Source organism: Ruegeria arenilitoris (genome assembly GCF_013032855.1).
Lineage (GTDB): Bacteria > Pseudomonadota > Alphaproteobacteria > Rhodobacterales > Rhodobacteraceae > Ruegeria > Ruegeria arenilitoris.
Genome location: NZ_WQDA01000001.1, coordinates 50,087 through 74,725, shown reverse-complemented (window position 1 = coordinate 74,725; position 24,639 = coordinate 50,087). Strand labels below are relative to the sequence as shown.

25 protein-coding genes are annotated in these 24,639 nt (G+C 62.6%); 13 read left to right on the top strand and 12 right to left on the bottom strand.

The genetic code is table 11. The features are described from left to right. Window positions 1–19: 19 nt before the first annotated feature. Window positions 20–1,528 carry a PAS-domain containing protein gene (locus GOW72_RS00350; RefSeq protein WP_170364318.1) on the bottom strand — a complete coding sequence of 503 codons (1,509 nt, stop codon included), beginning with the start codon at window positions 1,526–1,528 and terminating at the stop codon, window positions 20–22. Between the two features lie 66 nt (window positions 1,529–1,594). Further along, on the bottom strand, window positions 1,595–2,992 hold the full coding sequence (gene regB, locus GOW72_RS00345; RefSeq protein WP_170364316.1) for a sensor histidine kinase RegB: 1,398 nt from the start codon (window positions 2,990–2,992) through the stop codon (window positions 1,595–1,597). A 90-nt stretch (window positions 2,993–3,082) separates the two neighbouring features. Here regB and GOW72_RS00340 point away from each other — a divergent pair, with 90 nt between their 5' ends. Next, on the top strand, window positions 3,083–3,709 hold the full coding sequence (locus tag GOW72_RS00340; protein ID WP_170364314.1) for an SCO family protein: 627 nt from the start codon (window positions 3,083–3,085) through the stop codon (window positions 3,707–3,709). A gap of 80 nt (window positions 3,710–3,789) precedes the next feature. Continuing rightward, window positions 3,790–4,344 (top strand): ActR/PrrA/RegA family redox response regulator transcription factor, encoded by a 555-nt coding sequence (locus GOW72_RS00335; protein ID WP_093963867.1) that lies wholly within the window; start codon window positions 3,790–3,792, stop codon window positions 4,342–4,344. Window positions 4,345–4,394: 50 nt separating this feature from the next. On the opposite strand, the gene GOW72_RS00330 is transcribed toward GOW72_RS00335, so the two are convergent. Both GOW72_RS00330 and GOW72_RS00325 read right to left on the bottom strand, forming a co-directional pair. Next, window positions 4,395–5,534 (bottom strand): alpha/beta hydrolase, encoded by a 1,140-nt coding sequence (locus tag GOW72_RS00330; protein ID WP_217353603.1) that lies wholly within the window; start codon window positions 5,532–5,534, stop codon window positions 4,395–4,397. Window positions 5,535–5,762: 228 nt separating this feature from the next. Then, window positions 5,763–6,356 (bottom strand): HD domain-containing protein, encoded by a 594-nt coding sequence (locus GOW72_RS00325; protein WP_170361062.1) that lies wholly within the window; start codon window positions 6,354–6,356, stop codon window positions 5,763–5,765. 204 nt (window positions 6,357–6,560) lie between these two features. Between GOW72_RS00325 and GOW72_RS00320 the strand changes: the two genes are divergently transcribed. Continuing rightward, window positions 6,561–6,875: a hypothetical protein gene (locus GOW72_RS00320; protein ID WP_170361060.1), complete on the top strand. Its 315-nt coding sequence runs from the start codon at window positions 6,561–6,563 to the stop codon at window positions 6,873–6,875. Between the two features lie 99 nt (window positions 6,876–6,974). After that, on the top strand, window positions 6,975–8,363 hold the full coding sequence (gene ahcY / locus GOW72_RS00315) for an adenosylhomocysteinase (RefSeq protein WP_170342574.1): 1,389 nt from the start codon (window positions 6,975–6,977) through the stop codon (window positions 8,361–8,363). A 54-nt stretch (window positions 8,364–8,417) separates the two neighbouring features. Here ahcY and GOW72_RS00310 read toward each other — a convergent pair whose 3' ends face one another. Beyond that, a complete protein-coding gene (locus GOW72_RS00310; RefSeq protein WP_170364312.1) occupies window positions 8,418–9,065 on the bottom strand; it encodes a DUF899 family protein in 648 nt (215 codons plus the stop codon). A gap of 188 nt (window positions 9,066–9,253) precedes the next feature. On the opposite strand from GOW72_RS00310, the gene GOW72_RS00305 reads away from it, so the two are divergent. Beyond that, a complete protein-coding gene (locus GOW72_RS00305; protein WP_093963863.1) occupies window positions 9,254–9,595 on the top strand; it encodes a DUF2853 family protein in 342 nt (113 codons plus the stop codon). Between the two features lie 218 nt (window positions 9,596–9,813). Here the strand turns inward: GOW72_RS00305 and GOW72_RS00300 are convergent, their stop codons facing one another. The 4 genes from GOW72_RS00300 to tsaD are packed head-to-tail and all read right to left on the bottom strand — an operon-like array spanning window position 9,814 to window position 12,563. Next, window positions 9,814–10,236, bottom strand: a complete 423-nt coding sequence (locus tag GOW72_RS00300; RefSeq protein ID WP_170363932.1) for an EVE domain-containing protein — start codon at window positions 10,234–10,236, stop codon at window positions 9,814–9,816. After that, window positions 10,236–10,505, bottom strand: a complete 270-nt coding sequence (locus tag GOW72_RS00295) for a YciI family protein (RefSeq protein WP_170364310.1) — start codon at window positions 10,503–10,505, stop codon at window positions 10,236–10,238. The genes GOW72_RS00300 and GOW72_RS00295 overlap by 1 nt, the downstream gene beginning before the upstream one ends. A gap of 1 nt (window position 10,506) precedes the next feature. After that, window positions 10,507–11,469, bottom strand: a complete 963-nt coding sequence (locus GOW72_RS00290; protein ID WP_170364308.1) for an NAD(P)H-dependent glycerol-3-phosphate dehydrogenase — start codon at window positions 11,467–11,469, stop codon at window positions 10,507–10,509. After that, entirely contained in the window at window positions 11,466–12,563 is a 1,098-nt protein-coding gene (tsaD, locus tag GOW72_RS00285) for a tRNA (adenosine(37)-N6)-threonylcarbamoyltransferase complex transferase subunit TsaD (protein ID WP_170364306.1), read from the bottom strand. Before tsaD ends, GOW72_RS00290 begins: the two co-directional genes overlap by 4 nt. A gap of 19 nt (window positions 12,564–12,582) precedes the next feature. Here tsaD and GOW72_RS00280 point away from each other — a divergent pair, with 19 nt between their 5' ends. The 3 genes from GOW72_RS00280 to GOW72_RS00270 are packed head-to-tail and all read left to right on the top strand — an operon-like array spanning window position 12,583 to window position 16,164. Then, window positions 12,583–13,374: a uroporphyrinogen-III synthase gene (locus GOW72_RS00280; protein ID WP_244952292.1), complete on the top strand. Its 792-nt coding sequence runs from the start codon at window positions 12,583–12,585 to the stop codon at window positions 13,372–13,374. A gap of 53 nt (window positions 13,375–13,427) precedes the next feature. Beyond that, window positions 13,428–14,645 (top strand): COG4223 family protein, encoded by a 1,218-nt coding sequence (locus tag GOW72_RS00275; RefSeq protein ID WP_170364303.1) that lies wholly within the window; start codon window positions 13,428–13,430, stop codon window positions 14,643–14,645. A gap of 10 nt (window positions 14,646–14,655) precedes the next feature. After that, a complete protein-coding gene (locus GOW72_RS00270; RefSeq protein WP_170364300.1) occupies window positions 14,656–16,164 on the top strand; it encodes a heme biosynthesis protein HemY in 1,509 nt (502 codons plus the stop codon). Here GOW72_RS00270 and GOW72_RS00265 read toward each other — a convergent pair. Genes GOW72_RS00265 through GOW72_RS00255 form a run of 3 tightly spaced genes read right to left on the bottom strand, consistent with a single transcriptional unit; the run spans window position 16,161 to window position 19,259 of the window. Continuing rightward, window positions 16,161–17,201, bottom strand: a complete 1,041-nt coding sequence (locus tag GOW72_RS00265; RefSeq protein WP_170364288.1) for an ABC transporter substrate-binding protein — start codon at window positions 17,199–17,201, stop codon at window positions 16,161–16,163. The genes GOW72_RS00270 and GOW72_RS00265 overlap by 4 nt on opposite strands. Next, a complete protein-coding gene (locus GOW72_RS00260; protein WP_170364286.1) occupies window positions 17,198–18,595 on the bottom strand; it encodes a sensor histidine kinase in 1,398 nt (465 codons plus the stop codon). Before GOW72_RS00260 ends, GOW72_RS00265 begins: the two co-directional genes overlap by 4 nt. Then, complete coding sequence (locus GOW72_RS00255) at window positions 18,588–19,259, bottom strand: response regulator transcription factor (protein WP_093963855.1); 672 nt, start codon at window positions 19,257–19,259, stop codon at window positions 18,588–18,590. The genes GOW72_RS00260 and GOW72_RS00255 overlap by 8 nt, the downstream gene beginning before the upstream one ends. 157 nt (window positions 19,260–19,416) lie before the next feature. Here GOW72_RS00255 and GOW72_RS00250 point away from each other — a divergent pair, with 157 nt between their 5' ends. The 5 genes from GOW72_RS00250 (at window position 19,417) to GOW72_RS00230 (ending at window position 24,628) form a co-directional block, all read left to right on the top strand. Further along, entirely contained in the window at window positions 19,417–20,385 is a 969-nt protein-coding gene (locus tag GOW72_RS00250) for a Bug family tripartite tricarboxylate transporter substrate binding protein (protein ID WP_170361035.1), read from the top strand. A gap of 78 nt (window positions 20,386–20,463) precedes the next feature. After that, entirely contained in the window at window positions 20,464–20,895 is a 432-nt protein-coding gene (locus GOW72_RS00245) for a tripartite tricarboxylate transporter TctB family protein (protein WP_170340610.1), read from the top strand. 9 nt (window positions 20,896–20,904) lie between these two features. Then, window positions 20,905–22,443, top strand: coding sequence for a tripartite tricarboxylate transporter permease (locus GOW72_RS00240; RefSeq protein WP_170361033.1), 1,539 nt, complete (start codon window positions 20,905–20,907; stop codon window positions 22,441–22,443). A 141-nt stretch (window positions 22,444–22,584) separates the two neighbouring features. After that, the gene (locus tag GOW72_RS00235; protein WP_170365947.1) at window positions 22,585–23,661 is read left to right on the top strand and encodes an MHYT domain-containing protein; all 1,077 of its coding nucleotides are present in this window, start codon (window positions 22,585–22,587) and stop codon (window positions 23,659–23,661) included. Between the two features lie 133 nt (window positions 23,662–23,794). Further along, a complete protein-coding gene (locus tag GOW72_RS00230; RefSeq protein WP_170364284.1) occupies window positions 23,795–24,628 on the top strand; it encodes an FAD binding domain-containing protein in 834 nt (277 codons plus the stop codon). Window positions 24,629–24,639: the final 11 nt, after the last annotated feature.

Below are 24,639 nucleotides of genomic sequence, written 5' to 3'. Positions count from 1 at the left end.
GAACCCTCTGCAACCCGGTTCAGGCGGTGATCTGCAACATATCCGGCGTTTCTCCACGCGCGTGTTCGATCGTGAACCGGACGATGGTTGCGCCATTCTGGATAGGGCTGACCGTACACAAGAGCCGGGTGCCGTCGCGCTTGTACAGATCAGAGCTCCACTCGGCCCGGTTGTTGCGCATTTCCACGAAGTCCCGAATGTCACCCAGAATTGGATTGGCCTGGCATTGCGACTGCCACTGGCGCGTGACGTCCAGAACCGTGGCTGGTTCAAAGCCGACCTCGTCCGAGTCTCCCCACAGCAGCTGGTAGGCGTAGTTGGTGAAAGCCAGTGTCCCGTCATCGGCAAAAACTGCGACGGCGTCCGCAAGCTTGTCGAGGATTGACTGCATAAGGTCCATCTCGGACCGGAACCGGCGGGTCAGGGTGATCTCGGCCGTGATGTCCTCGAACAGAAAGGCGACGGCGCCGTCGGGATGGGGGCGACCGCTGACCGAATAGACTGAGCCCGACGGTAGTGACCAGGTTTCCTGATAGTTTCCGTCCTCGGCTGCTTCCAGAAGATCGTTCATCTGCCGGCGCCAACTGCGGTAGTTCTTGGGTTCGGGCATCATGTGCTGGTCCCGAAGGCGGTCAAAGAAGCTTGAGATATTCGGCCGGCAACTCAGGAAGTCGGGCGGCAATGCGGTCAGGTCGATCAAGGCGGGGTTGAACAGCGCCAACTGGCGGTTTCGATCAAAGATTGCCAGGCCGATCGACAGCTGCGCGAAGGTTTTCGTCATCGTCTGGACGAATTTGCGCTGGGCGGTCTCGGCCTCGACAATGGCGTTTACGTCGACCGCGTAATGCAGGTGACCTTCGTCCAGCCCCACAAGCGTCAGATCGAACCACAGCTTGCTGCTGCTGTCCTTCACCGGAATTGACACGCGGGTCTTCTTGCCGGGCCGCGTGTCTTCGGTCAATTCAGGGAACATGGGTTGGGTCAGATCCGTGTCCTGCCCACGCGCCTTGCGGGCCAGTGCAACATAGGCGGCGTTGCACCATCTTACCTTGTTGGCATGATCCAGAAGCCACACGGGGTAGGGCGCGCGATCCATGGCGAGGCGGATCGGATCGTTCGGATCCCTCCTTGTCGGTTCGGTGATGCCGGTCAGATCACGCAACTGCACCCGGACGATGCCGTCGATCCATTCACACCGAACCTCGCGCTCAACCGTACAATCTATGGCCGAAACCACGATATTGCCTTGCTGGCGGACGGTTTCGTAAGTCTCGGGGAAGGCCGGAAAGTCGCGCTGCAGCAGGCGCCTGAGATCATCCCAATCATTCACCGCTTCGAACCCGGACAAGGCGATGTCGGAATGGCTGATCAGGCGGCTTCCGTTGAACAGAAACACTGCATCCAGCAACGAAGCCGGCGCAGACAAACCAAAATTGTCACCGCGCCGCGGACGGCGCGGCATGAGCCACTGTAGGGCAAAGCCCGACGAAACCAGGCTGATCGCCGCAAGTATGATCCAGTCGGCCACAGTGCCGCCTACCCCAAAAACAAACCGGACTCGACTTTGCGCTGAAATAGTTAACGGTGTCTTAACTCAGACTTGGAACCGTTCGTTCACGCCCGACGGCACCGGGTTGTCGCCTGTCTGCGCATCGATCAGCTTGCGCGGCCATGTCACCAGCACGATTGCGCCGCGTCGCTCGGCCTGGTTCGTCACCGCCTGGTAAGGGTCTGACCCATTTGCAAATTTCAGTTCGGCGCCGCTGCGCTCCAAGAGCGTTTTTGCGATGAATAGGCCCAACCCCATACCCTCGTATTCGGGGCGTGTGCGCAGATCGCTTTCGGCGCGTCTGCGGCGCATGAACGGGTCACCGATACGGCCGATGATGTGTGACGGATAACCGCGCCCGTCATCCATGATGCTGACGGTGATCCGGTCCGGCGTCCATTCGGCCTCGACCCAGACTTGTGCGCGGGCAAAGTCCACGGCGTTCTGGATCAGGTTTCGCAGGCCATGAATGATCTCGGGCTTGCGCAGGATCGAGGGCTGCTGGACATCCCCGTCAGGCCCGGGGCCTTCGTCAAAATGTACCTGTTTTCCCCTGTGTATATGGGGCTCGGCCGCCTCGTGGATCACGGCGGACAAAGGTGCCTGGCGCAGGTGCAGGTCATCTTTGCCGGCCCGACCCATGTCGCGCAGTATGTCGCGGCATCGGTCGGCCTGCTCGCGGATCAGGGCGGCGTCTTCTTTCAGGTCCGGGCGGTCGTCCAATTCTTCGATCAGTTCCGAGCTGGTCAGCTTGATCGTGGCCAGTGGGGTCCCCAACTCGTGTGCAGCGGCGGCGACAACGCCGCCGAGGTCGGTCAGCTTCTGCTCGCGCGCCAGGGCCATATGGGTGGCGGCCAGCGCCTCGGACATTGACTGAACCTCGGCGCTGATGCGGTGCGAATAGGCGCCGATGAATACGATCGCGATCACGATGGCGGCCCAGTTGCCGAACAGCAGGATGTCGGGGATGTCCAGAACAAGGCCGAGATCGGTGCGCAGCGGCAGGTGAAACTGGGCCAGAAGCGTCGCCAGCACGATTGCGGCGCCCCCGATGATCAGGGTCGACCGGGTGCTCATGACGTTGGCCGCAATCGTCACGGGGCCCAGCAAAAGCAGGGCAAACGGGTTGTTCAGACCGCCTGTGAGATACAGCAGGAAAGCCAGCTGCAGCAGGTCGAACATCACCATGAGGAAGTTTTCGAATTCCGACAGGCGTTTGTTCTGTGGGAACAGCAGGATCGCGGTCAGGTTGCCCATGACCGAAACACCGATGGCAAGGTAGCACAGCCCAAGCTCCAGCTGGACGTGATAGGTCTGCTGGGCCACGGTGATGGCCGTGATCTGGCCGATGATTGCCACCCACCGCAGCAGGATCAGCGTGCGCAGCCGGATCCAGCTGCTGCGTTCCTGTCCGCGCCAGAGGCTGGTGTTGGAATCCGTCATCGGGCGATTATGTCCTGTTGCGTCCGCTGGTCAACTTGATAGGTGTCCCGGCCGAACCGATCAACAACCCCATGTGTCAGGAATTTCGCCATGACCCGCCTTTATGCCATTCTTGCAACCGTCGTGCTGGCCGTGGGCCTGGGCGCCATGTGGCTGATGACGCGCGGCGGCGGCTCGGATGACAAGTTTGCCCAGTGCCGGTCCAGCCAGATTGCAGGCGGCACAGCAACCATCGGCGGCCCGTTCGAGTTGGTCAACTCCAAGGGTGAAACCGTGACCGACAAGGACGTGATCACCGAGCCCTCGCTGATCTATTTCGGCTATACCTTCTGCCCCGATGTCTGTCCGCTGGACACCACCCGCAATGCCGAGGCCGTCGACCTGCTGACCGAGCGCGGTTATTCGGTCACTCCGATCTTCATCTCGGTGGACCCGGACCGGGACACCCCCGACGTCGTGGGGGATTTTGCCTACAACCTGCATGAAAAGATGATTGGCCTCACCGGTACGCCGGAACAGGTCAAGGCCGCGAGCCAGGCCTACAAGACCTATTACAAGGCCCAGGACAAGAGCGACGAGTACTACCTGGTCGACCATTCGACATTTACCTACCTCGTCACGCCGCAGGACGGGTTCCTTGAGTTTTTCAAACGCGACGCGACGGCCGAGCAGATGGCCGACACCGTTGCCTGCTTTGTGGACCAGGCGGCAGAGTAACCGTCGGTTTGACCTTTGGTGTGGCGCTGCTATTACTCATCTCAAAGCCTATCGGCATGAAATAGCAGAAAGACCACACTATGGCAGACAGTGCCCAGCTTGACATCGGCCCCGACAAATCCCTGCTTTTGGTGGATGATGACGAGCCGTTTCTGAGACGTCTCGCCAGGGCGATGGAAAAGCGCGGGTTCGAGGTGGAAACCGCCGGATCCGTCGCCGCCGGCCGCGCGATCGCCACCGCCCGCCCGCCCGCCTTTGCCGTGGTGGACCTGCGGCTCGAGGATGGCAACGGGCTGGACGTGGTCGAGGTGCTGCGGGAAAAGCGCCCCGACAGCCGGGTGGTGGTTCTGACCGGATACGGTGCAATTGCGACTGCCGTGGCGGCGGTGAAAATCGGCGCGACCGACTATCTGTCGAAACCCGCCGACGCCACCGACATCACCAACGCGCTGCTGGCCAAGGGCGACGAACTGCCCCCGCCCCCCGAAAACCCCATGAGCGCCGACCGCGTGCGGTGGGAGCACATCCAGCGGGTTTACGAGCTGTGTGACCGAAACGTCTCGGAAACAGCGCGACGTCTGAACATGCACCGCCGGACCTTGCAGCGGATTCTGGCGAAACGCAGCCCGCGGTAGCGTTTTGCCGATCGGCACTATTCTGGCAACAGGCTTGGGAAATCAAGAAATTAAGGTTCGCCTACAACTTCCACTGAACCTTCGCCAATAAGGTCCTGAAGTTCTGTTGTAGAACGCCTGCCGGTCCGTCCGCTCGTGCGGATTGCTTCACCAGCAATTCGAACAACCTCAGGGGACGAAGCAAATTTCGAGTGACTTGTGCTTTGAGAGTCCTGTACTTGGCTGAGATCAATAACGGTGACTCCTGACCTTGCGAGTTCGGCGGCATCGGCTGTGCCAACACGGTCGACTCCGCCAGAAATGAACTTCGAAAAACTCAAGGCTCCGTCGTCCGAGGATACGAGAACAAAGATTTTCTGATTGTCGTGGGTGATAGTTGAGAGCTGGCTTTCGAATACCGCCAAATCGATATCGGGTGCTGCCAGAATTATGTTTCGAATTTTTTTGTTGGGATTAAACTCGCCAGCAATTTCGGCTTGTGAGATGGCTTCCATCGTAAGGAACGCTCCCATCGAAAACGCGAGTATGTCAAATTGTTGAGCCTGTGATCGCGAAATGATCTCACCGGCTTTCAAAAAGTCTGATCTGGCAGCGAGGGCGCTGTTGATATCGTAGACGTATTTCAGAGTCTCTGCAGCAGACGCCCATGACATCAATACGGGGATCCCGTCATACTCGGTATCCTCGACAAACTGTGCCAATCTAAGGATGGCATCGCTCAGGGTCGTGTTGTAGCCGTGCACAAAGACCAGAACGTTTCTGTCGGAAACGCTGAGGTTCAGTAACTGATTGTCAATTTCAGAAACAAAGGCGGCTTCCGAAACATAGACTTTTGGTTCAACTATGGTGAAGTGCTTTGAGGCAATAGGTGGCAGAGAGCTGGCTCTTTCAATTTTCCCTGCTTTGTGAATTGGCGGGATGGTGACGACTACTGAAGCCAAACCCAAACCCTCACCGCGGTCACCGGAAAAGAAGACCCCTTCTGCACCGGACGCTTGACGCGTCGTGGCAATGAAGACTGTTTGGCGCTTGGCCTCTTTTACCTCAGATGCAGGAAGTCTTGGATTATCGATCCCTACCAATTCCGGCGGGCGGCCGCACGAAGCCGCTCCCAGCAACATCATCGTGGATAAACACAGAAGCCGGAATGCGCGCGGTAGATCCGAAGTTCCAATTCTGAGGCGTTTCATACAACGACGATCACTCGGCTCGGTTGCGCCTCATTAGACTGACGGTGCTGTTCTTCTGTCAACCGACGAACGCTGGAGCCGCTCTTTTTGGCTCAAGCAGTGTCTTCTCTGCGGTACGATATTGAGTAAATGAGGTCGTTCTTCGGAGTTTAGACACACGGACTGCGTGGGCGCCGCAAAGGCAAATATGCGGCTGGGGGCAAGCAAGATTCCGTTACCATTCGAGTTTCATAGCTCCGCCAACAGCTCCGCGTGCCGCGCCGTATATGCCTGCCGAACCTCAACCGGTGGCCTGAGTGTGATCTGCAACCTCTCCATCACCGCCGCGTCCGGTCGGCCAAAGAACTTGGTTGCCTCGGCCTCGGAAAACCCCGCGATCTGGGTGGCCTCCATCCACGCGCTGATTTTGTCGGCTTTCTTGATCTGACGTTTCACCGTTTTCGGCACCGCGGCGGGCAGGCCGAAGCGGATGTGGATTGCCGCCGCCAGCCGGTCGTCCAGCGCGCCGTAACCCGGGCCGACCGCGGCCTTCACCGGCGAGATCATGTCGCCGATCACATATTCCGGCGCATCGTGCAGCAGCGCCGCCAGCCGCCATTTCACTGGCGCCTTGGGGGCGATCCGGCCGAACAGCTCTTCGACCAGCAGGGAATGCTCGGCCACGGAATAGGCGAAATCACCCGCCGTCTGGCCGTTCCAGCGCGCCACGAAAGCCAGACCATGGGCGATATCCTCGATCTCGATATCCACCGGTGTCGGGTCCAGCAGGTCCAGCCTGCGGCCCGACAGCATCCGTTGCCATGCCCTGGGTTGTGTTGCCATTCCGCCATGCCCCATCTTGTCCACCGTGCCTGTGACCCGGTTTTATGCTATACTTAAGCCATCCTGATCACTGGCTGCCAACAATTTCTTGAGCAATCGTGCTTTGAACCGGCACCTTGTGATCACGACATGAAGACTGAGGGGGGCACGCGCTCCTCCCAGTGTGCCCCTCTCGGATTGAAACCCAACCGAAAGGAGCCTGTCATGTTCAAGCGTGTATTCGGACTGGCACTTGTCTTTGGAATGGCTGCGGCAGCGCCGCCTGCATTGGCACAGAACTGTGCCTTGCGCGGAGATGTGATTGCCAAACTGCAGCAATCCTATTCAGAGGAGCTTGCCTTTGGCGGCTTGCAGAACTCGCGAGGCGGACAAACGGTCATGGAGGTATGGGCCTCACGCGAAAGCGGGACCTATACCGTTCTGGTGACCCACGCCAACGGCATCAGCTGCATTGTCGCCGCCGGCACCGATTTCTTTGAAGCGATCCCAAAGATTCAAGCCGAGGGGACGCCCAGTTGAACTGAGCGCCGCTCGCGGTCCACTGCCACCCACATTGCCACTTTTCCCCAACGGTGTTAGGGGCTGCCCAAACCGTTGTTGATCGGAATGGAGCATCTGATGGCTGGCGACTACATCGTCAAAGACATTTCACTGGCCGGGTTCGGCCGCAAGGAACTGGATATCGCGGAAACCGAAATGCCGGGCCTGATGGCTCTGCGTGCGGAATACGGCGACAGCAAGCCGCTGAAAGGGGCGCGCATCGTTGGGTCGTTGCACATGACGATCCAGACCGCCGTTCTGATCGAGACGCTGGTCGCGCTGGGCGCGGACGTGCGCTGGGCGTCGTGCAACATCTTTTCGACCCAGGACCACGCGGCGGCGGCCATCGCCGAGGCGGGCATTCCGGTCTTTGCCATCAAGGGCCAGACTCTGGAAGAGCACTGGGACTATCTCGACAAGTCTTTCCTGTTCGAAGACGGCCCGAATATGATCCTGGATGATGGCGGCGACGCCACGCTGTACATCCTGCTGGGCGCGCGCGCCGAAGCGGGCGAGGACATCATCCCCGTCCCGTCCTCGGAAGAGGAAGAGGTCATCAAGGCGCAGATCAAGAAGCGGATGGCCGCAAGCCCGGGTTGGTTCACCAAGGTACGCGATCAGATCAAGGGCGTGTCCGAGGAAACCACCACCGGCGTCAACCGCCTGTATCAGCTGGTCAAGGACGGCCACCTGCCATTCCCGGCGATCAACGTGAACGACAGCGTCACCAAGTCGAAATTCGACAACAAGTACGGCTGCAAGGAATCGCTGGTCGATGGCATCCGCCGCGCCACCGACACGATGATGGCCGGCAAGGTTGCCGTGGTCTGCGGTTATGGCGACGTGGGCAAAGGCTCGGCCGCGTCCCTGCGCGGCGCCGGTGCCCGTGTGAAAGTGACCGAGGTTGACCCGATCTGCGCCCTGCAGGCCGCGATGGACGGGTATGAGGTGGTTCTGCTGGAAGACGTGGTTTCGACCGCCGACATCTTCATCACCACCACCGGCAACAAGGACGTGATCCGCATCGAGCACATGCGCGAGATGAAGGACATGGCCATCGTCGGCAATATCGGCCATTTCGACAACGAAATTCAGGTGGCCAGCCTGAAAAATCACAAATGGACCAACATCAAGGACCAGGTGGACATGATCGAGATGCCTTCGGGCAACCGCATCATCCTGCTTTCCGAAGGCCGTCTGCTGAACCTCGGCAATGCCACCGGTCATCCGTCCTTCGTGATGTCGGCCTCGTTCACCAACCAGGTTCTGGCCCAGATCGAACTGTTCACCAAAGGCGACCAGTACGAGAACAAGGTCTATATCCTGCCCAAGCATCTGGACGAGAAGGTCGCACGCCTGCATCTGGACCGGATCGGCGTCAAGCTGACCAAGCTGGACAAGGAACAGGCGGACTACATCGGCGTCACGCCCGAAGGCCCGTTCAAGCCCGAGCACTACCGGTATTGATCCGTCAGAAATTCGCGGAAAAGGCGGCCATCTGGGCCGCCTTTTTTGTTGCGGTCAGCGGAGCGGCGGCACGAAATCGCCGCGCCCCTGCGGCGTCAGGTCCAGAATGTTCCACAGGGGCCATGCTGCATCGACATGACGTGGATGCCAGTCGCTGGGCTGAAAGAACAGCTCGGAGCTCCAGAAATGGTGGATTCCCTGCGCATCGCGTTGAAACACGTTCAGAATCGGCAACTGGTTTCCGTCCTCGGTCTCGGCCAGATAGTCTTGCTGGTACGTCGTATCCAACGCGGAATAGAGCGGCAGATCCTGCCAGCCCATGCGCTGGCTCAGCGCAGCCAAGGCATCCGGTGTATTCTGCGCCACGACCGCAAAGGCGGTTTTTCGGGTCAGATGTGCGACCTGCCCGGTCAGCCCGTCCAGAAAGGCCGAGCACATGGGGCAGGGGTCCTGCGCCTTGGGGCCAAACATCAGCGAATACACGACCAGAGTGTCATGATCACCGAACAGGCTTGAAATCGGGGCAATATTGCCCCCGAGGTCCCGAAAAGCGTAATCCTGCGGGATTTGGCCGCCCTTGGGCAAGGTCCGGCGCAGCGCGGCCACTTCCTCGACCCGCGCACGCAGATCGGCTTCGGCGGCCAGCAGGGCATTTCGGGCGGTTCGGTACTCAGCGCTTTCGTTGGGCAGGGCGATGGTCATGGCAGTCTCCTCGACTCAATGATTAACTAAAATGTTAAATAAAAGTGAAACAATGATCAACCCGCGGGTGCGCGTATCCCTGCCTTGGGGGGAAACCGTGGGATTTTTCCCTTTGTTGAAAAGCTGTCAGCCGTTACCGTTCAGCCAGCGCCGCAAAGGCCGGAACCCAACCCACACAGGAGAGGACAATGGGAAAACGTGACGAGTTGATCGCCAAATACGCGGATGATCTGAAGAACAAATGCGGTGTGACGCCGGACATGGACCTGCTGACCAAGGTTACCATTGGATGCGGCCCGGCCATCTATGACGCGGATGCCGCGACCGTGGCCGCCAGCCAGGAAGGTGAGCTGGAGACCGTCAAGAACAACTTTCTGATCAAGAAACTGGGCCTGTCGGATGGTCCCGAGCTGATGGCAGCGATCAACAAGGTCATGGAGACCTATGGCATGTCCGAGCGCAACAAATACCGCGCGGTGGTCTATTACATGCTGACCAAGCATTTCGGCAAAGAGTCTGTCTACGGCTGATCGCGCCGCGACATTCGGAAACGCCCGCCCGACTGGTTCGGCGGGCGTTTTGCATTTGAATCATAATCTATTGATTTCATGTTTGAAAAACCGCTGCGCCTTGGGCTACATTCAACCCGTGACCAGGACGGTCAGAACCAGAGATTTCTTTGCGTGTGGTGAGTAGGGAGCACGCGGGGTAGGGAAGGTTCTGCATCGTCAGGGCCTTCCCTTTTTTCTCAATCCGCCCGGGTCTGGCCCAGTTCGCAGATCACCGCCCATTCGGCATCCGAGACGGGCTGCACCGACAGGCGCGAGTTCTTGACCAGCACCATATCGGCCAGCCGTGGATTGGCCTTGATCTGGTCCAGCGTGACCGGTTTGGCGAAGGGGCGCACCGCCTTGATGTCCACGCAGTCCCACCGGTCGTCATCGGTGGTGCTGTCGGGGTGGGCCTCGGCGCAGACCTCGACGATGCCGACGATCGCTTTGTCCTTCTGCGAATGATAGAAAAACCCCCGGTCGCCCAGCTTCATCTGCCGCATGAAATTGCGGGCCTGATAGTTGCGCACCCCGTCCCATTCCTCGCCCGCGTCGCCCTTGGCGACCTGCTGGTCCCAACTCCAGGTCGACGGTTCGGATTTGAACAGCCAATACGCCATCAGCCGATGACCTTTTTCCACGGGATCAGTTCGACCGATTTGAACAGACCGGCCTTGGCATAGGGGTCGTTGTCGGCCCAGGCCTGCGCGGCAGCCAGATCCTCCACATCCAGGATGACCAGAGATCCGATCATGGCATCGCCGTCCAACAGCGGCCCGGCCTGTGCGACCACGCCGGTTTCTTCGATGTAAGCCAGGTGCGCGGCGCGGTTGTCCAGCCGGGTCTGCAGCGCGCCGTCCTTGTCGCGGGCGATCAGGGCGATAAGCATGTCATTCCTCCTTGAGTGGGCGATTGAGCAGGGATTGCAGGGCCTCGGCGACACTGTAGGCGCCACGGCTGAGCTGCGCCACCGTCTGGCATATGGGCATGTCCAGCGCCTCGGTCGCGGCGATGGCGGCCATGGCATTTGCCGTGGCCACGCCTTCGACGGTGGTCGCGGCGTCAAAGGTCTCGTTGCGGCCCAGCGACAGGCCGAACCGGAAGTTGCGCGACAGGTCGGACGAGCAGGTCAGGACCAGATCGCCCAGACCCGACAGGCCCATCAGGGTCTCGGGCCGGGCGCCGCGCATCGCGGCAAAGCGCTGCATCTCGGCAAAGCCGCGGGTCATCAGGGCCGCGCGGGCGCTGTCCCCCAGACCCGCGCCGATGCAGGCTCCGCAGGCGATGGCCATCACGTTCTTCAGTGCGCCGCCCAGTTCGGCCCCGGTCACGTCGGTGGTTCGGTAGAGCCGCAGGTTGGCGGTGGTCAGGGCCTGTTGCAGCCGGGTGCCCAAATCCACGTCGGCGCAGGCCAGTGTCAGCGCCGTCGGCAACCCGCGGGCAATGTCATCGGCAAAGCTGGGCCCGGTCAGCAGGGCGGTGCAGGCGCTGGGCAGCACCTGTTCGATCACGGCAATCGGACCCAGGCCGGTGGCTAGCTCGATACCCTTGCAACAGGCCACAAGGGTGCGACCCTGCAGGTCCGCCGCATGGTCCGACAGGACATCGCGCAGCTTTTGCATGGGCACCGCCAACAGCAACACGTCGCTTTGACAGGCCAGCGTGATTTCAGCGGTCACCGTGATGGCGTCGGGCAGGGTGACACCCGGCAGGCGGGCGTCGTTGCGGCGGGTCGCCTGCATCGTCTGCGCCTGTTCGTCCGACCGGGCCCACAAGGTGACCGGACCCTTGCCCGCCAGTGAGATCGCCAGCGCGGTTCCGAAGGCGCCCGACCCAAGGACCGAGACGCTCATGCCTTGGCCCCCTTGCGCCCGCCGCCCAGCATGGCCGGGCTAGTCTGGTCCAGGGGCCAGCGGGGACGGGCGGTCAGGTCCAGCCCGTCACGCGCGCCCAGCCGGAACCGTTCCAATCCCGCATAGGCGATCATCGCGGCATTGTCGGTGCACAGGTGCAGCGGAGGGGCGGTAAACCGCGCGCCGACATCCGCGGAAACAGACTCTAACGCAGACCGAATGGCCGTATTTGCCGCAACGCCCCCGGCCACGGTGATGACCGGCTCGGCCGGGTTGGTTTCAAGATACAGGGCGATGGCGCGGCGGGTCTTTTCGGCCAGCGTATCCACAACCGCCTGCTGGAACCCGGCGCACAGATCGGCGCGGTCCTGACGCGTCAGCCCGCCTTTTTCGGCCACGATCTGGTCGCGCATCCGCATCAAGGCGGTCTTGAGACCGGAAAAGGACAGATCGCATCCGGGCCGGTCCAGCAGCGGCCGCGGGAAGCGAAAGCGTTTGGGGTCGCCCTCGCGCGCCTCGGCCTCGACCGAGGGGCCACCGGGCTGGGGCAGGCCCAGCAGGCGCGCGGTCTTGTCGAATGCTTCACCCGGGGCGTCGTCGATGGTGCCGCCCAGCCGGGTGAACCGCTCGGGACCGTGGGCGATCAGGTATTGGCAGTGCCCGCCGGACACCAGCAGCATCAGGTAGGGAAAGGCGATCCCGTCCGTCAGGCGCGGGGTCAGCGCATGGCCGGCCAGGTGGTTGACGCCGATCAGCGGCAGACCGGTGGCCGCGCTGATCCCCTTGGCGCACATCACGCCGGACATGACCCCGCCGATCAGCCCTGGCCCGGCGGTTACGGCCACAGCGTCCATGTCCTGCAGGGTCAGGCCCGCCTGCTCCAAAGCCTGCTGCACGCAGACATCCAGCTTTTCGGCATGCGCGCGGGCCGCGATCTCGGGCACTACGCCGCCAAAGGCACTGTGCAGGTCCGTCTGGCCATGCACGACCGAAGACAGAACCTGCACCGGTTCGCCCTCGGTCTGCCGCACCACGGCCGCCGCCGTGTCGTCGCAGCTGCTTTCCAATCCCAGAACGGTAAGTGTTTGCACCATCGGCCTGAACCATTGCATCATGATCTGGTCGCGGGGTATCACCCCGCGCCGCAGCAAACAATCCTCAAGGCCCGAACGCCCGCCCGTGTACCTGTTGATGACCCGCCCCCGCGCCGCCTCGGAAAGGTTCGTGGCGCAGCTGCCCGAACGTTTGCGGTCGCGGGTTCAGGTGGTCTATTCCCCGCTGCTGGATATCCGACCGATGGAACAGGCGGTGGACACGACTGGAATTCGGGGCCTGATCTTCACCTCGGCCAATGGCGTGGCGGCCGCCGCGGCGCAGGATGTGCGCCGGGATCTACCCGCCTATTGCGTGGGGCCGGCCACCACCGAAACGGCCCGCCAGGCCGGGTGGGATGCCCGAATGGCCGGCGAAACCGCCGAGGAACTGGTCGCCAAACTGCTCAAAGAGCGCCCGGACAGCCCGCTGCTGCATCTGCGCGGCGAACACAGCCGGGGAAACATCGCGGCCCGGCTGACCGAACTGGGCCTGACCGTGCGGGAACAGCCGGTCTATCGCCAGCATTTTCTGCCTTTGACGCCCGAGGCCCGGGCGGCTGCGGTTGGTTCGGCCCCGGTGATTGCGCCCTTGTTCTCGCCGCGGACCGCGCGACAATTTGCCGACCTTTGGCCCGGACCGGCGCCGCTTTTGGTCGCCGCGATGAGCGGACCGACCGCCGAGCCCCTTGAAAACTTGGCGATTGCCTGTTTGCGGATTGCCAAACGCCCGACGCCCAAGAAAATGCGGAAAGCCGTGAAAAAACTCGTTAAATACGCGATCCGGCTTGAGGGTGCGATGGGCGCGGATTAACTTGGACGCGTCTGAGCGTCAGGTTTTATGGGAATCGACAGGGGGAAGTGACGGTGGCTGCCAAGAAAGACACAGACCAGAAACCGGCCGACGACCCCAAGGTCGATGAGGTGCCCGAAGCGGTCGACGCCAAGACTGACGCCTACACGCTTGACCCGGAAGATCGGGTTGAACAAAGCCCTTCCGAAGCCGAAGCCGAAGCCGAAGCCGAAGCCGAAGCCGAAGCCGAAGCCGAAGCCGAAGCCGAAGCCGAAGCCGAAGCCGAAGCCGATCGGGCTACGGCAACCGATCCGCAAACTGAGGCCAAGCGAAGCGGGTTCATGCCGGCGCTGATTGGTGGCGTCATCGCGGCGGCGCTGGGGTTCGCTGCCGGACGCAGCGACCTGCTTTGGCCGGCGGGGTCCGATCCGTCCGAGGCGATTGCAGCGCTTGAGACCAAGGTGTCCGACCAGGCTCAGCAACTGGCTGACCTGAGCAAGCAATTGTCTGAAGTTCCCGACCCGTCCGCTGAAATCGCGGCGCTGAGCGCCAAGCTGACACCGATCGAAAGAGATCTTGGCGCGCTCAAATCCAATGTCGACGATCTGTCCGGCAAGGTTGACCCCTTGGCGCAACGCGTCGCACAGCTTGAGGCACGACCGTTGACCGACGCCGCCTCGCCCGAAACCGTTGCGGCCGTCGAGGCCGAGCTGAAGAAGCTGCAGGAGTCGCTGGCCGCCCAGCGTGCCGAAGTCGAAAAGATGGTCGCCGAAGCGCAAACCCTGGACGCGCAGGCCCAGGCCCGGGCACAGGTGGCAGAGAACCTGGCCGTGCTGTCCAAGATTCAGGGTCAATTGGATGCCGGCGCACCCTATGCTGATCTGGTGGCCCAGTTGCAGACCGGCGGCGTGCAGGTGCCGGAAGCCCTGTCTGCTCCGGCCGGCGAAGGTGTGCCGACACTGACGGATCTGCGCGAGAGTTTTGCGCCTGCCGCCCGAACTGCGCTGGCAGATGCGCGCGAAGCCGACAAGGGAACGGGCCTTGTCGCCTTTCTTCAGCGGCAGACCGGTGCCCGGTCCGTTTCGCCAAAAGATGGCAATGATCCCGACGCCATCCTGTCACGAGCGGAGGCCGCGTTGGGCAAAGGTGACATCGGCACGGCCTTGACCGAGTTGGGCGCGCTTCCGGAATCGGCGCAGCCAGCCATGGCCGAATGGATCGCGGCTGCCAAAACCCGCCAATCCGCGGTCGAAGCCGCCAATGCGCTTGTCACAAGCGTGAACTCGAACTGAGGGGCCTGCCATGCTCTGGTCATTGTTGAAGATCCTGGTTTTTGTCGCGATCGTCGGCCTTCTGGCCATGGGGGCAGGCGTTCTGATGGAAACCAGCGGTGGCATCCAGATCACCGCGATGGGAACCGAGGTCACGCTCAGCCCGCTGCAATCGGTGATCGCTCTGGGCCTGCTGGTTCTGGCGGTTTGGCTGTTCTTCAAGCTGCTCAGCCTGCTGATTGCGACCCTGAAATTCCTCAACGGTGATGAAACTGCCCTTTCGCGCTATTTCGACCGCAGCCGCGAGAAACGGGGCTATCAGGCGCTGGCTGACGGATTGATGGCGCTGGCCTCGGGCGAGGGGCGGACGGCGATGACGATGGCGCACAAGGCAGAACGGCTGTTGAACAAGCCGGAACTGACGAACCTGCTGGTGGCCCAGGCGGCCGAAATGGTCGGTGACACCAAGAAGGCCTCGGAAACCTACAAGAAACTGGTGACGGATCAGGCCACACGTTTCGTCGGCGTGCGCGGAATCATGAAACAGAAGTTGGCCGAGGGCGATGATGAAACCGCGCGCAAACTCGCCGAGAAAGCACTGGCGCTGAAGCCGCGGCATCAGGAAACGCAGGATGTGCTTCTGAAACTGCAGACCAAGGCGCAGGACTGGGCCGGCGCACGGTCGACCCTGACCGCCAAGTTGAAGTCGGGCGCGCTTCCGCGTGATGTGTACAAGCGACGCGACGCTGTTCTGGCGCTGTCCGAGGCCAAGGGAATTCTGGATGAAACCGCCAGTGTCGAACAGCAGGAGCGCGCGATCGAGGCGAACCGCCTCTCACCCGACCTGGTGCCGGCGGCAGCCATGGCCGCACGCGCTTACATCGCCAAGGGCAAGCCGCGCGCCGCGACAAAGATTCTCAAAAAGGCATGGGAAGCGCAGCCGCATCCGGATCTGGCCCATGCCTTTGCCGAGATCGTGCCCGACGAAACCGCCGAGGAACGGGTCAAGCGCTTTACGGCATTGACGCGCATTCATCCCGAGCATCTGGAAACCCGCCTGATTTTGGCGGAGCTGAACATCGTCGCCGAAGACTTTCCCGAGGCCCGCCGGGCGCTTGGAGATGTGGTCGAGAAAGGTGCCGATGCCCGAGCCTATACCCTGATGGCCGCCATCGAGCGCGGCGAAGGGGCCTCGGACGCGGTGGTTCAGGGCTGGCTGGCCAAAGCGTTGAATGCGCCGCGCGGGCCGCAATGGGTTTGCGACAACTGCCATGACATCCAAGCTGAATGGGCGCCGGTCTGCCCCAACTGTCACAGCTTTGACACGCTCAGCTGGCAGACCCCCAAAACCCCTGAGATCGCCACGGCGACGGGTGTTCACATGCTGCCTCTGATCGTGGGGGCGTTGGAAGACCGCTCGGATATGGCCGAGGACGCCGAGATCGCGGATATCCCCGAGCCTGAGATTTTCGATGCCAGCATGGCAGACCAGGCCCCCGAAGAACCTGAGACCGAAGACGCCGGACCGAAACCAGCCTAGCGGGCGGTTTCGACGTCGAACGCGTCGTTCCACAGTTTGAACAACTCTGCCCGGCGGTTCGGGTCGCTGGCCACCAGAAGGGCGGGCGACAAAGGGATGAACCGTCGTGCGCTGGGCGTCAGTCCGGTCTCGGCCGAGTCCATCCGGGACACAAGCCCCGAGGTTGCGAGCAAGTCCTGCGCCTGTGCAGAGAGCAGGAAATCCAGCAAACGTGCTGCGGCAGCGCTGTTGCCTGCATTCTTCGGGATCAGAAAGGCGCGGGACAGGACGAGGGTGTAATCCTCGGGCAGGATAACCCCAACTGCGGGGTCCTGTGCATTCGCGACATATGAGCCAAGCACGTTGTAGGCGATCAGGAACCGGCCCTCGGCAACGTCGCGAATGATCTCGGCGGAACAACAGGTGGCGATGGCATCTATGCGCGCGAAACCTTCGATCAGTGACCCGAAGGTGGTCGCCTCGAGACTGTCTCCATAGGCAAACAGATATCCCAGCCCTGAGGCTGCGATGTCATAGGTCGCCACCCGGCCGCGCAGAAGGTCGGGGCGGGTGCGCATCGCGTCCAGTAGGGAAAAGCGGCTGCGCGGCACCTCCAGATCGTCCAGACGATCCTTGTTGTAGACGATGACCGCGGGTTCGGTGGTGATCCCCCACAGCTCGTCCCGCCAGCGCCGGGCCGGGGGCAGCGCCTGCGTCTGGGCCGAGCTGTAGCGGTGGGCGCAGGCGGCATTGACCAACCAGACCATCTGCTGAACGGCCGAGGAAAACACCGCATCGGCCGGGCTGTGGCCGGTCTTGCAGGCCGTCTTGCTGTGCTGGAACAGTGCGTTCGAGCCCCATTGTTCATAGGTGATGGTCAGGTCTGGGTTCTGCGCCGCGAACTGTTCCATCACCGGGCGGATAATGCCGATATCCGTGGTCGAGCGCACAAGCAGGGGGGTGGGCCCGGTGCCGAATTCGGTAACTGCTTCCTGCGCCGCGGTGCGGGTACCCAACGTCAGCAGGCACAGGGCCAGCGGGATCAGAAACCGTATCATGCGCCTGTTCCTTCGGTGGCGGCCGGAAAGTTCAGCGATACGCGAAACCCGTCATCGGTGCGGGTCATCTCGACGGTGCCGTCAAAGGCTTCGGCGGTGGATTTGACGATCGACAGACCCAGCCCGCTGCTGTCCTCGCCCGAGCCTGCGTTGCGGTTGAACCGGTCGCCCAGCCGGGCAGAGACCGACGTTTCCGGCCCCGGACCGCTGTCGCGCACCCACAGAACGGCGCGGCCACCCTCCAGGCTGGCGCCGATGCTGACCGGGGCCTTGCCGTGGCGCAGCGCGTTGCCCAGCAGGTTCTTGGTGGCCTCGCCCAGCGAAAACGCATCGCCCCGCACCCAGACCGGGTTTTCCCCGATTTTCAGATGCACCTCGACGCCGGGGGCGATCACCTCGTGGTCGCTCTGCTCCAGCGCCTCGAGCGCCACTTCGCGCAGATCGACCAGCAGGCGCGGGGCGCTGTCGATGCGGTGGATGACCATCGCGCGCGACAACAGCTGATCCAGAAGTGTCCCGAGCGACCGCGTGCGATTCAGCAGCCGGTCCAGCGCGCGGTAGCGAGCTGGGGCATCCGGATCCGCCTGCGCGATTTCGGCCTGGACCCGGATCGCCGCGACCGGGGTGCGCAACTGATGGGCGGTGTCGGCGATCAGGTTGCGCATCGACAGAACCTGCCGGTCCAGTCGCCCCATGAACCGGTTCATCGCCGCGATCATGACCTGCAATTCGCGCGGCAGACCGTCGCTGGCCACGGGCGTCAGGTCATAGGGGTCGCGGCGGATCAGGTCGTCCGACATCGCCTCGAGCGGGCGCAGCGCCGAACGGGTGACGAACCAGGACATGATCAGCAGCAACGCGCCGGCAGCCGCCATCGGCAGCAGGGCATCCAGCATCAGCCCGGCGGTCATCGCGCGCCGCGCCAGCAAGGTCTGCCCGACCACGATTTCGACTTCGCCGGAAAAGTCGCGCTCGGCGAACAGGCGGGGCAAACGGACGAACCGGGCTGGTTCCCCGTTCAGGTCTGCCGCGAAATACTGGGCCGCTTGGCTGACGGGCTGCGGGGGTGCGATCACCGTGTCCGGGTCCAGTCCGGTGATAAAGCGCCCGTCGGGCCCGCGCACCGCGTAATAGATCCGGTCATCCGGGGCCTGGGCCAGCAGTTCAAATGCCGAAACCGGCAGATCGACGATGGGCTGGCCGTCCTGGATGCGCACGGATTCGGCGATGTCGCTGGCCGCGCCCAGCAGCAGCCGGTCATAGGCCTGACGGGCCGCCAACCGGCCGTTGGCCCAGATCGACAGGCCGACCAGCACGCCGCCGAGAACAAGGATCAGCATCACCGCGCTCAGCACCCGGGCGGTCAGGCTGTGGGGCAGGGGCGGCCTAACCATGCAGACCGATCCGGTACCCGACCCCGCGCTGGGTTGTGATGGCTACACCGCTGCCCGAGAATTTCTTGCGCAGCCGGGCGATATACAGCTCGATCGCGTTCACGCCCACATCGGCATCCTCGAACCCGTAAAGCGAGTCGTACAGCCGCGCCTTGGACAGGAACTGCCCCTCGTGCCGGATCAAGGCGTCCAGCACGGCGGCCTCGCGTGCGGTCAGGTTCAGGCGTTTGCCGCCCAGCGTGGCGCTACGGTCCTTGGGGGCATAGACCAGCGGGCCCAGCGTGATCTGTTCGCTTTTGCGGTCGGCATCTCGGCGCACCAGCGCGCGCAGCCGCGCCTCGAGCTCGCGTTGGTCGAAGGGTTTGCCCAGATAATCGTCGGCTCCTTTGTCCAGCGCGGCGACCCGGTCCTCGACCGCAGTCAGCGCGGTCAGCATCAAGACCGGAATGCGGTCACCCCCGCCACGGATTTCGTCCAGAAAGCCCAGGCCCGACCCGTCGGGCAGGTTGATGTCCAGCAGGATCGCGTCATAGCCCTGGACCGCGCGGAAATCGCGTGCGGCCTCGACCGAGGTCGCCAGATCGCATACGACACCGGACCGGCCCAGATGGGCCACAACGCCCTCGGCCAGATCCTCGGCATCCTCGATCATCAATACGCGCATTGTCCCCCCGAACGCCCGTCGCAACATGACAGGTTCGTGACAGCATTATTCGTTAAAGAAAATCAACCTGCAAGGAAGGGCTGCGCGTCCGACTCACTGCAGGGACCGGTTTCGTCTGCGTAACAGCAGGCCAAGAAGACACTAGGAGGAGAACCAAATGAAACTGTTTGGAACCGGCGGCGTCGTAGCCGCTGCCGTATTCGCCCTGACCGGCTTTGCCGCCAGCGCTCAGGAATGTATTGCACCGGCTAACCCCGGTGGTGGTTGGGATTTCACCTGCCGTCAGGTGGGCAAGTCGCTGCAGGATCTGGGCCTGATCGACCAGACCATGCAGGTCGTGAACCTGGCCGGTGGCGGCGGTGGCGTGGCCTTTGCCGAGGTGGTGAACAAGCGCAATGACGACAACAACCTAATTGTCGCCGCAAGTGCCGCAACCGCAACCCGTCTGGCCCAGGGCGCCTATCCGGGCAACACCATGGATCAGGTCCGCTGGCTGGCCGCGATCGGCGCCGACTATGGCGTGATCGCCGTGGCTGCCGATAGCCCCGTCAACACCCTGCCCGAGCTGCTGGACCAGATCAAAGCCGACCCGGCTTCGGTTTCGGTTGCTGGCGGTTCGGCCGTGGGCGGCTGGGACCACCTGAAGGTACTGATCGCGGCCAACGCCTATGGCATCGACGATGTCCGCTCGGTCAAGTACATCGCCTTTGACGGCGGTGGCGAGGCGGTGACCCAGCTGCTGGCCGGCTCGGTCCAGGCCTTTACCGGTGACATTTCCGAAGCCAAGGGTTTCGTGGATTCCGGCGACATCAAAGTGATCGCGGTTCTGGCGCCCGAGCGTCTGCCCGGTGAATTCGCTGACTTCCCGACCGCCAAGGAACAGGGTGTGGATGCCATCGGCGCCAACTGGCGCGGTTTCTACGCTCCGGGCGGCATGTCGGACGAGGCCTACAACGACTGGGTCGCAAAAATCGGTGACCTGTATGCGTCGGACGAGTGGAAAGAAGTGATGGCCGCCAACGGTCTGGCTCCGCTGGACCTGCAGGGCGAGGACTTCCAGAACTTCGTTGCCGAGTCCGTCGGTCAGATCCAGACCATCTCGAAAGAGATCGGGATCATCAAGTAACCGCACCACTCACGTGCAGGCGGGTGCCGCGACAGCGTGGCGCCCGCACTCTTTTTTCCCGAACAACAGGAGACACCGATGAGTGACCGCATCTTCGGGGTTGTCGGACTTCTTCTTGCCATTGGTTTCGCGATATCCGCGCTGGCGATCGAAGAAAGCTTTCTGTCCGATGCCGTTGGGCCCAAGGCCTTTCCTTTGATCATCGCCGCCATTCTGGGCGTGTCCAGCGCGGTGATCGCCCTGCGCCCGGACGCCGAGCCGGAGTGGCCGGCCCTTGGCCGTCTGGTTGAGATCGCCGCCGCGGTGGTGGTCATGATCCTGTATGCCGAATTGCTGCCCGAGCTGGGCTTCGTCATCGCGACGGCCTTTGCCGCGGCCTACCTGGCCTGGCGATTGGGGTCCGGCCCGATCGAAAGCGTTCTGGTCGGCGTGGGTACCTCGGTTGGCATCTACGTCATTTTCCACCTGGTTCTGGGCCTGTCGCTGGCCAAAGGGCCGCTGGGTTTCTAGGGGGCGATCATGGAAACTTTTGCATCCTTGGCCGATGGGTTCGCCATCGCGCTGACTTGGCAGAACCTGATGCTGGCCCTGTTGGGCTGCTTTCTGGGTACGGTCATGGGCGCGCTGCCGGGGCTGGGCCCGTCGAACGGCGTGGCCATCCTGATCCCGCTGGCCTTCACGCTGGGGCTGGGCGCGACGCCGTCGCTGATCCTGCTGACCAGTGTCTATTACGGGGCGATGTACGGGGGGCGGATCTCGTCGATCCTGCTGAACATTCCCGGCGACGAGCCTGCGATGATGACCTGTCTGGATGGGCATCCCATGGCCAAGAAAGGTCTGGCGGGTGAGGCTCTTTCGCTGTCGGGTATCGCCTCGTTCGTCGGCGCGTTCCTGGCGACCTGGGGCCTGATCCTGCTGGCGCCTCAGCTGGTCAAAGTGGCACTGCTGTTCGGCCCGGCCGAGTATTTTGCCCTTTTCGCGCTAGCGTTCATGACGCTGGGCGGTGTGTCGTCGACCAACCAAGCCAAATCGGCTTTTGCCGCCGCGCTGGGGCTTGGGCTGGCGACCATCGGTGTTGATACCCAAACGGGCGTGCCGCGCTTTACCTATGGCGAGGTGCATCTGTACGACGGGATCGATTTCCTAGTGGCCATCGTCGGCCTGTTCGCCTTGTCCGAGGTGTTCATTTTCCTCGAACACCGGCATGGCGGGTCTGACGCCGAGGGCAGCAAGCTGAAAATCGGCAAGCTCTACCCTCCGATGTCGATGATCAAGAGCTGCACGCCGACGATGCTGCGCACCTCGTTCCTGGGCTTCATCGCCGGGGTTCTTCCCGGGGCCGGGGCATCACTGGGGTCGTTCATTTCGTACTCGATGGAAAAGCGGCTGGTGGACAAGAAAAACACCTTTGGCACCGGTGATCCGCGCGGCGTGGCCGCGCCCGAGGCTGGCAACAACGCCGCCGCCGGAGGCGCATTGGTACCGATGCTGGCGCTGGGCGTTCCGGGGTCGGGTACCACGGCGGTACTGCTGGCGGTGTTGCTGGCGCTGAACATCACGCCCGGGCCGCTTCTGTTCACCCAGAATCCGGATGTGGTTTGGGGCCTGATCGCGGCGCTGTTCATCGCCAACTTCATGCTGCTGGCCATGAACATCCCCATGGTGGGCCTGTTCACCCGCGTGCTGATGATCCCGTCGCGCATCCTGATGCCGATCGTGGCCATGGTCAGTTTTGTCGGCATCTACGGCATTTCCGGGTCCAGCTTTGACCTGCTGGTGATGATCGGGTTCGGCGTGATGGGCTGGGTCCTGCGCAAGCTGGACGTGCCACTGGTGCCGATCATTCTGGGTACCCTGCTGGGCAACGCGATGGAGAACAACCTGCGTCGCGCCGTGACCATCGACAATGGCAACTGGTGGACCCTGATCGACAGCCCGCTGTCCATCGGGTTGTGGGCGATCGCGATCATCGGCTTTGTCCTGCCCCTGATCGTGGGCGCCCGGGTCAAGGCCAAGATGCACCAGCGTCGTGACGAAGAAGGCGCGATCAGCGATTGATCTGCCTGTCCGCCGCCCGCCGAAATGGTCGGGCGGCGGATCGTTTGCCGGCCCGTGACCTGCAGGGTCCGCCTGCCGATTGTCCCAGACACTTCGCTTTGCTAACGTCACTCTCGCGTCGGGGAGGGCGTGCAAACCGAAATGCTGGATTACTCGCATAACGCTTGGCTCGTAGCGGCCTCGTTGGCCGTCGCACTCATGGCCGGGTTCACCGGCCTGTATCTGACGCATGGTGCTTCAAAGCTGGATGACCAGAGGCGGAAGTTCGTCGTCGCCCTGGCTGCGGTCATTCTGGGCGGCGGCATCTGGTCGATGCATTTCGTGGCCATGCTGGGCCTGCAACTGCCGATCCTTTTTTATTATGACGCGTTGATCACTCTGATCTCGGCCCTGGTTGCCATTCTGATGGTCGGGCTGGCGCTGCTGCTGTTGCATTTTCGCGCGCGTAGCCCGGGCACGATTGTCGGCGCGGGTGTGATCGTGGGTCTTGGTATCGTGGTGATGCACTATATCGGCATGGCCGGGATGGAGCTGTGCCGCCCCGTCTACACCGCATCAGACGTTGCGATCGCGACCGTGGCTTCGGTGGTGCTGTCAGTGCTGGCGATCTGGGTTGCCTACGACAATCGCACCCAGCGCAATATCCTGCTGGGCACCGTCTGTTTCGGCCTGGCCGTGTTCACCATGCACTTCGTCGCCACGGGCCTGACCGATTTTACCGCCAGTGACAACGCAGGTGGCGCGGGCCCGGCTTTGAACAATCAGGTTCTTGCGATGGGGGTGACCGTTGCGGTGTTCCTGATTTGCGGGGCATTTCTGCTGACCGGGATCACCTTTATCGGGCCCGAGCCGGCGGTCGAAGCGCCGCAGCCGGAACCGGCTCTGCGCGCCGGCGTCCCGTTCGAGCGCGAGGGCCAGACCTTTTTCACCGAACCAGCGCGCGTCGCCGCCATTCGGGCCGAGGGGCACTACACCGTTTTGTACATGGGCGCCGAGAAACTGTTCTGCCCTTGGTCGATCACCGAGGCCGAAACCCGCCTGAAACCAGACGGCTTTTTGCGGGCCCACCGAAGTTACCTTGTGAACCCCAGACACGTTTCCCGGTTTGAGCGGCACAAGGACAACGGCACCTGTTATTTCGACCAGGTCGATGCGCTCAGCAAGGTGCCGGTCAGCCGATCCCGCCTGACGGACATCCGCGAGGCGCTGGGCCTCTGATCGCAACTCGTGCAGCCCATTCGCATTTCGTGAAACAACCCGCGCCCCCCGTTCCTGCGCGATAGCCTGCGCACGCCCTCAGGACTTTGCTTAATCCCAAGGCCCCGACGTGAACGGGCCAAGGGAGGAAAACATGATACCAGCCGGTTTCGAGTATCACCGGCCAGGCGACGTCGCCTCGGCCATCGGCATTCTGCAGGAACACGGGGACGAAGCGCGCGTGATCGCAGGCGGGCACAGCCTGATCCCGATGATGAAGCTGCGCATGGCCGAGATGGGCCATCTGGTCGACCTGCAGGCCATCGAGGAACTCAAAGGCATTGAGGTCGGGTCCGATACTGTGACCCTGGGCGCGATGGTCACGCAGCACGAATTGATCACCCACGACGGTCTGGCCGACGCGATCCCGCTGATCCGCGAAGCGGCGCTGCAGATCGCGGATCCGCAGGTGCGATACATGGGTACGGTCGGCGGGAACGTGGCCAACGGGGATCCGGGCAATGACATGCCGGGTCTGATGCAGTGCCTGAACGCGTCGTTCGAACTGTCCGGCCCAGACGGCACCCGCAACGTCCCGGCCCGCGATTTCTACGAGGCGGCCTATTTTACCGCCCGCGAGGACGAGGAGATCCTGACACGGATTTCCATCCCTGTTCCCGGCCCCGGTGTCGGGCAGGCCTATGAAAAGCAGAAACGCAAGATCGGCGACTACGCAACCGCGGCTGCCGCAGTGATGGTTGGCAACGGTCAGGCATCGGTGGCGATGACCAACCTGTCCGACACGCCCGTCTGGTCTGACGCGGCCAGCGCGGCACTGGCTTCGGGCGATGTCGACGGGTGCGTGGCCGCGATGCTCGAGGCGATCGACCCGGTGGCCGACAACCGCGGCCCCGTCGAATTCAAGAAACACGTGGCCGCCGTGATGCTGCGCCGCGCCATCGACCGTGCGCAGAGCCGCGCGGGCTGAGGGGAGGAACA

Bases quoted from the DNA above. Each gene is read 5' to 3' on its own strand.
- regB (WP_170364316.1), bottom strand. From the start codon at position 2,992: ATGACGGATTCCAACACCAGCCTCTGGCGCGGACAGGAACGCAGCAGC.
- GOW72_RS00340 (WP_170364314.1), top strand. From the start codon at position 3,083: ATGACCCGCCTTTATGCCATTCTTGCAACCGTCGTGCTGGCCGTGGGC.
- GOW72_RS00335 (WP_093963867.1), top strand. From the start codon at position 3,790: ATGGCAGACAGTGCCCAGCTTGACATCGGCCCCGACAAATCCCTGCTT.
- GOW72_RS00330 (WP_217353603.1), bottom strand. From the start codon at position 5,534: ATGAAACGCCTCAGAATTGGAACTTCGGATCTACCGCGCGCATTCCGG.
- GOW72_RS00325 (WP_170361062.1), bottom strand. From the start codon at position 6,356: ATGGCAACACAACCCAGGGCATGGCAACGGATGCTGTCGGGCCGCAGG.
- GOW72_RS00320 (WP_170361060.1), top strand. From the start codon at position 6,561: ATGTTCAAGCGTGTATTCGGACTGGCACTTGTCTTTGGAATGGCTGCG.
- ahcY (WP_170342574.1), top strand. From the start codon at position 6,975: ATGGCTGGCGACTACATCGTCAAAGACATTTCACTGGCCGGGTTCGGC.
- GOW72_RS00310 (WP_170364312.1), bottom strand. From the start codon at position 9,065: ATGACCATCGCCCTGCCCAACGAAAGCGCTGAGTACCGAACCGCCCGA.
- GOW72_RS00305 (WP_093963863.1), top strand. From the start codon at position 9,254: ATGGGAAAACGTGACGAGTTGATCGCCAAATACGCGGATGATCTGAAG.
- GOW72_RS00300 (WP_170363932.1), bottom strand. From the start codon at position 10,236: ATGGCGTATTGGCTGTTCAAATCCGAACCGTCGACCTGGAGTTGGGAC.
- GOW72_RS00295 (WP_170364310.1), bottom strand. From the start codon at position 10,505: ATGCTTATCGCCCTGATCGCCCGCGACAAGGACGGCGCGCTGCAGACC.
- GOW72_RS00290 (WP_170364308.1), bottom strand. From the start codon at position 11,469: ATGAGCGTCTCGGTCCTTGGGTCGGGCGCCTTCGGAACCGCGCTGGCG.
- tsaD (WP_170364306.1), bottom strand. From the start codon at position 12,563: ATGGTGCAAACACTTACCGTTCTGGGATTGGAAAGCAGCTGCGACGAC.
- GOW72_RS00280 (WP_244952292.1), top strand. From the start codon at position 12,583: ATGATCTGGTCGCGGGGTATCACCCCGCGCCGCAGCAAACAATCCTCA.
- GOW72_RS00270 (WP_170364300.1), top strand. From the start codon at position 14,656: ATGCTCTGGTCATTGTTGAAGATCCTGGTTTTTGTCGCGATCGTCGGC.
- GOW72_RS00265 (WP_170364288.1), bottom strand. From the start codon at position 17,201: ATGATACGGTTTCTGATCCCGCTGGCCCTGTGCCTGCTGACGTTGGGT.
- GOW72_RS00260 (WP_170364286.1), bottom strand. From the start codon at position 18,595: ATGGTTAGGCCGCCCCTGCCCCACAGCCTGACCGCCCGGGTGCTGAGC.
- GOW72_RS00255 (WP_093963855.1), bottom strand. From the start codon at position 19,259: ATGCGCGTATTGATGATCGAGGATGCCGAGGATCTGGCCGAGGGCGTT.
- GOW72_RS00250 (WP_170361035.1), top strand. From the start codon at position 19,417: ATGAAACTGTTTGGAACCGGCGGCGTCGTAGCCGCTGCCGTATTCGCC.
- GOW72_RS00245 (WP_170340610.1), top strand. From the start codon at position 20,464: ATGAGTGACCGCATCTTCGGGGTTGTCGGACTTCTTCTTGCCATTGGT.
- GOW72_RS00240 (WP_170361033.1), top strand. From the start codon at position 20,905: ATGGAAACTTTTGCATCCTTGGCCGATGGGTTCGCCATCGCGCTGACT.
- GOW72_RS00235 (WP_170365947.1), top strand. From the start codon at position 22,585: ATGCTGGATTACTCGCATAACGCTTGGCTCGTAGCGGCCTCGTTGGCC.
- GOW72_RS00230 (WP_170364284.1), top strand. From the start codon at position 23,795: ATGATACCAGCCGGTTTCGAGTATCACCGGCCAGGCGACGTCGCCTCG.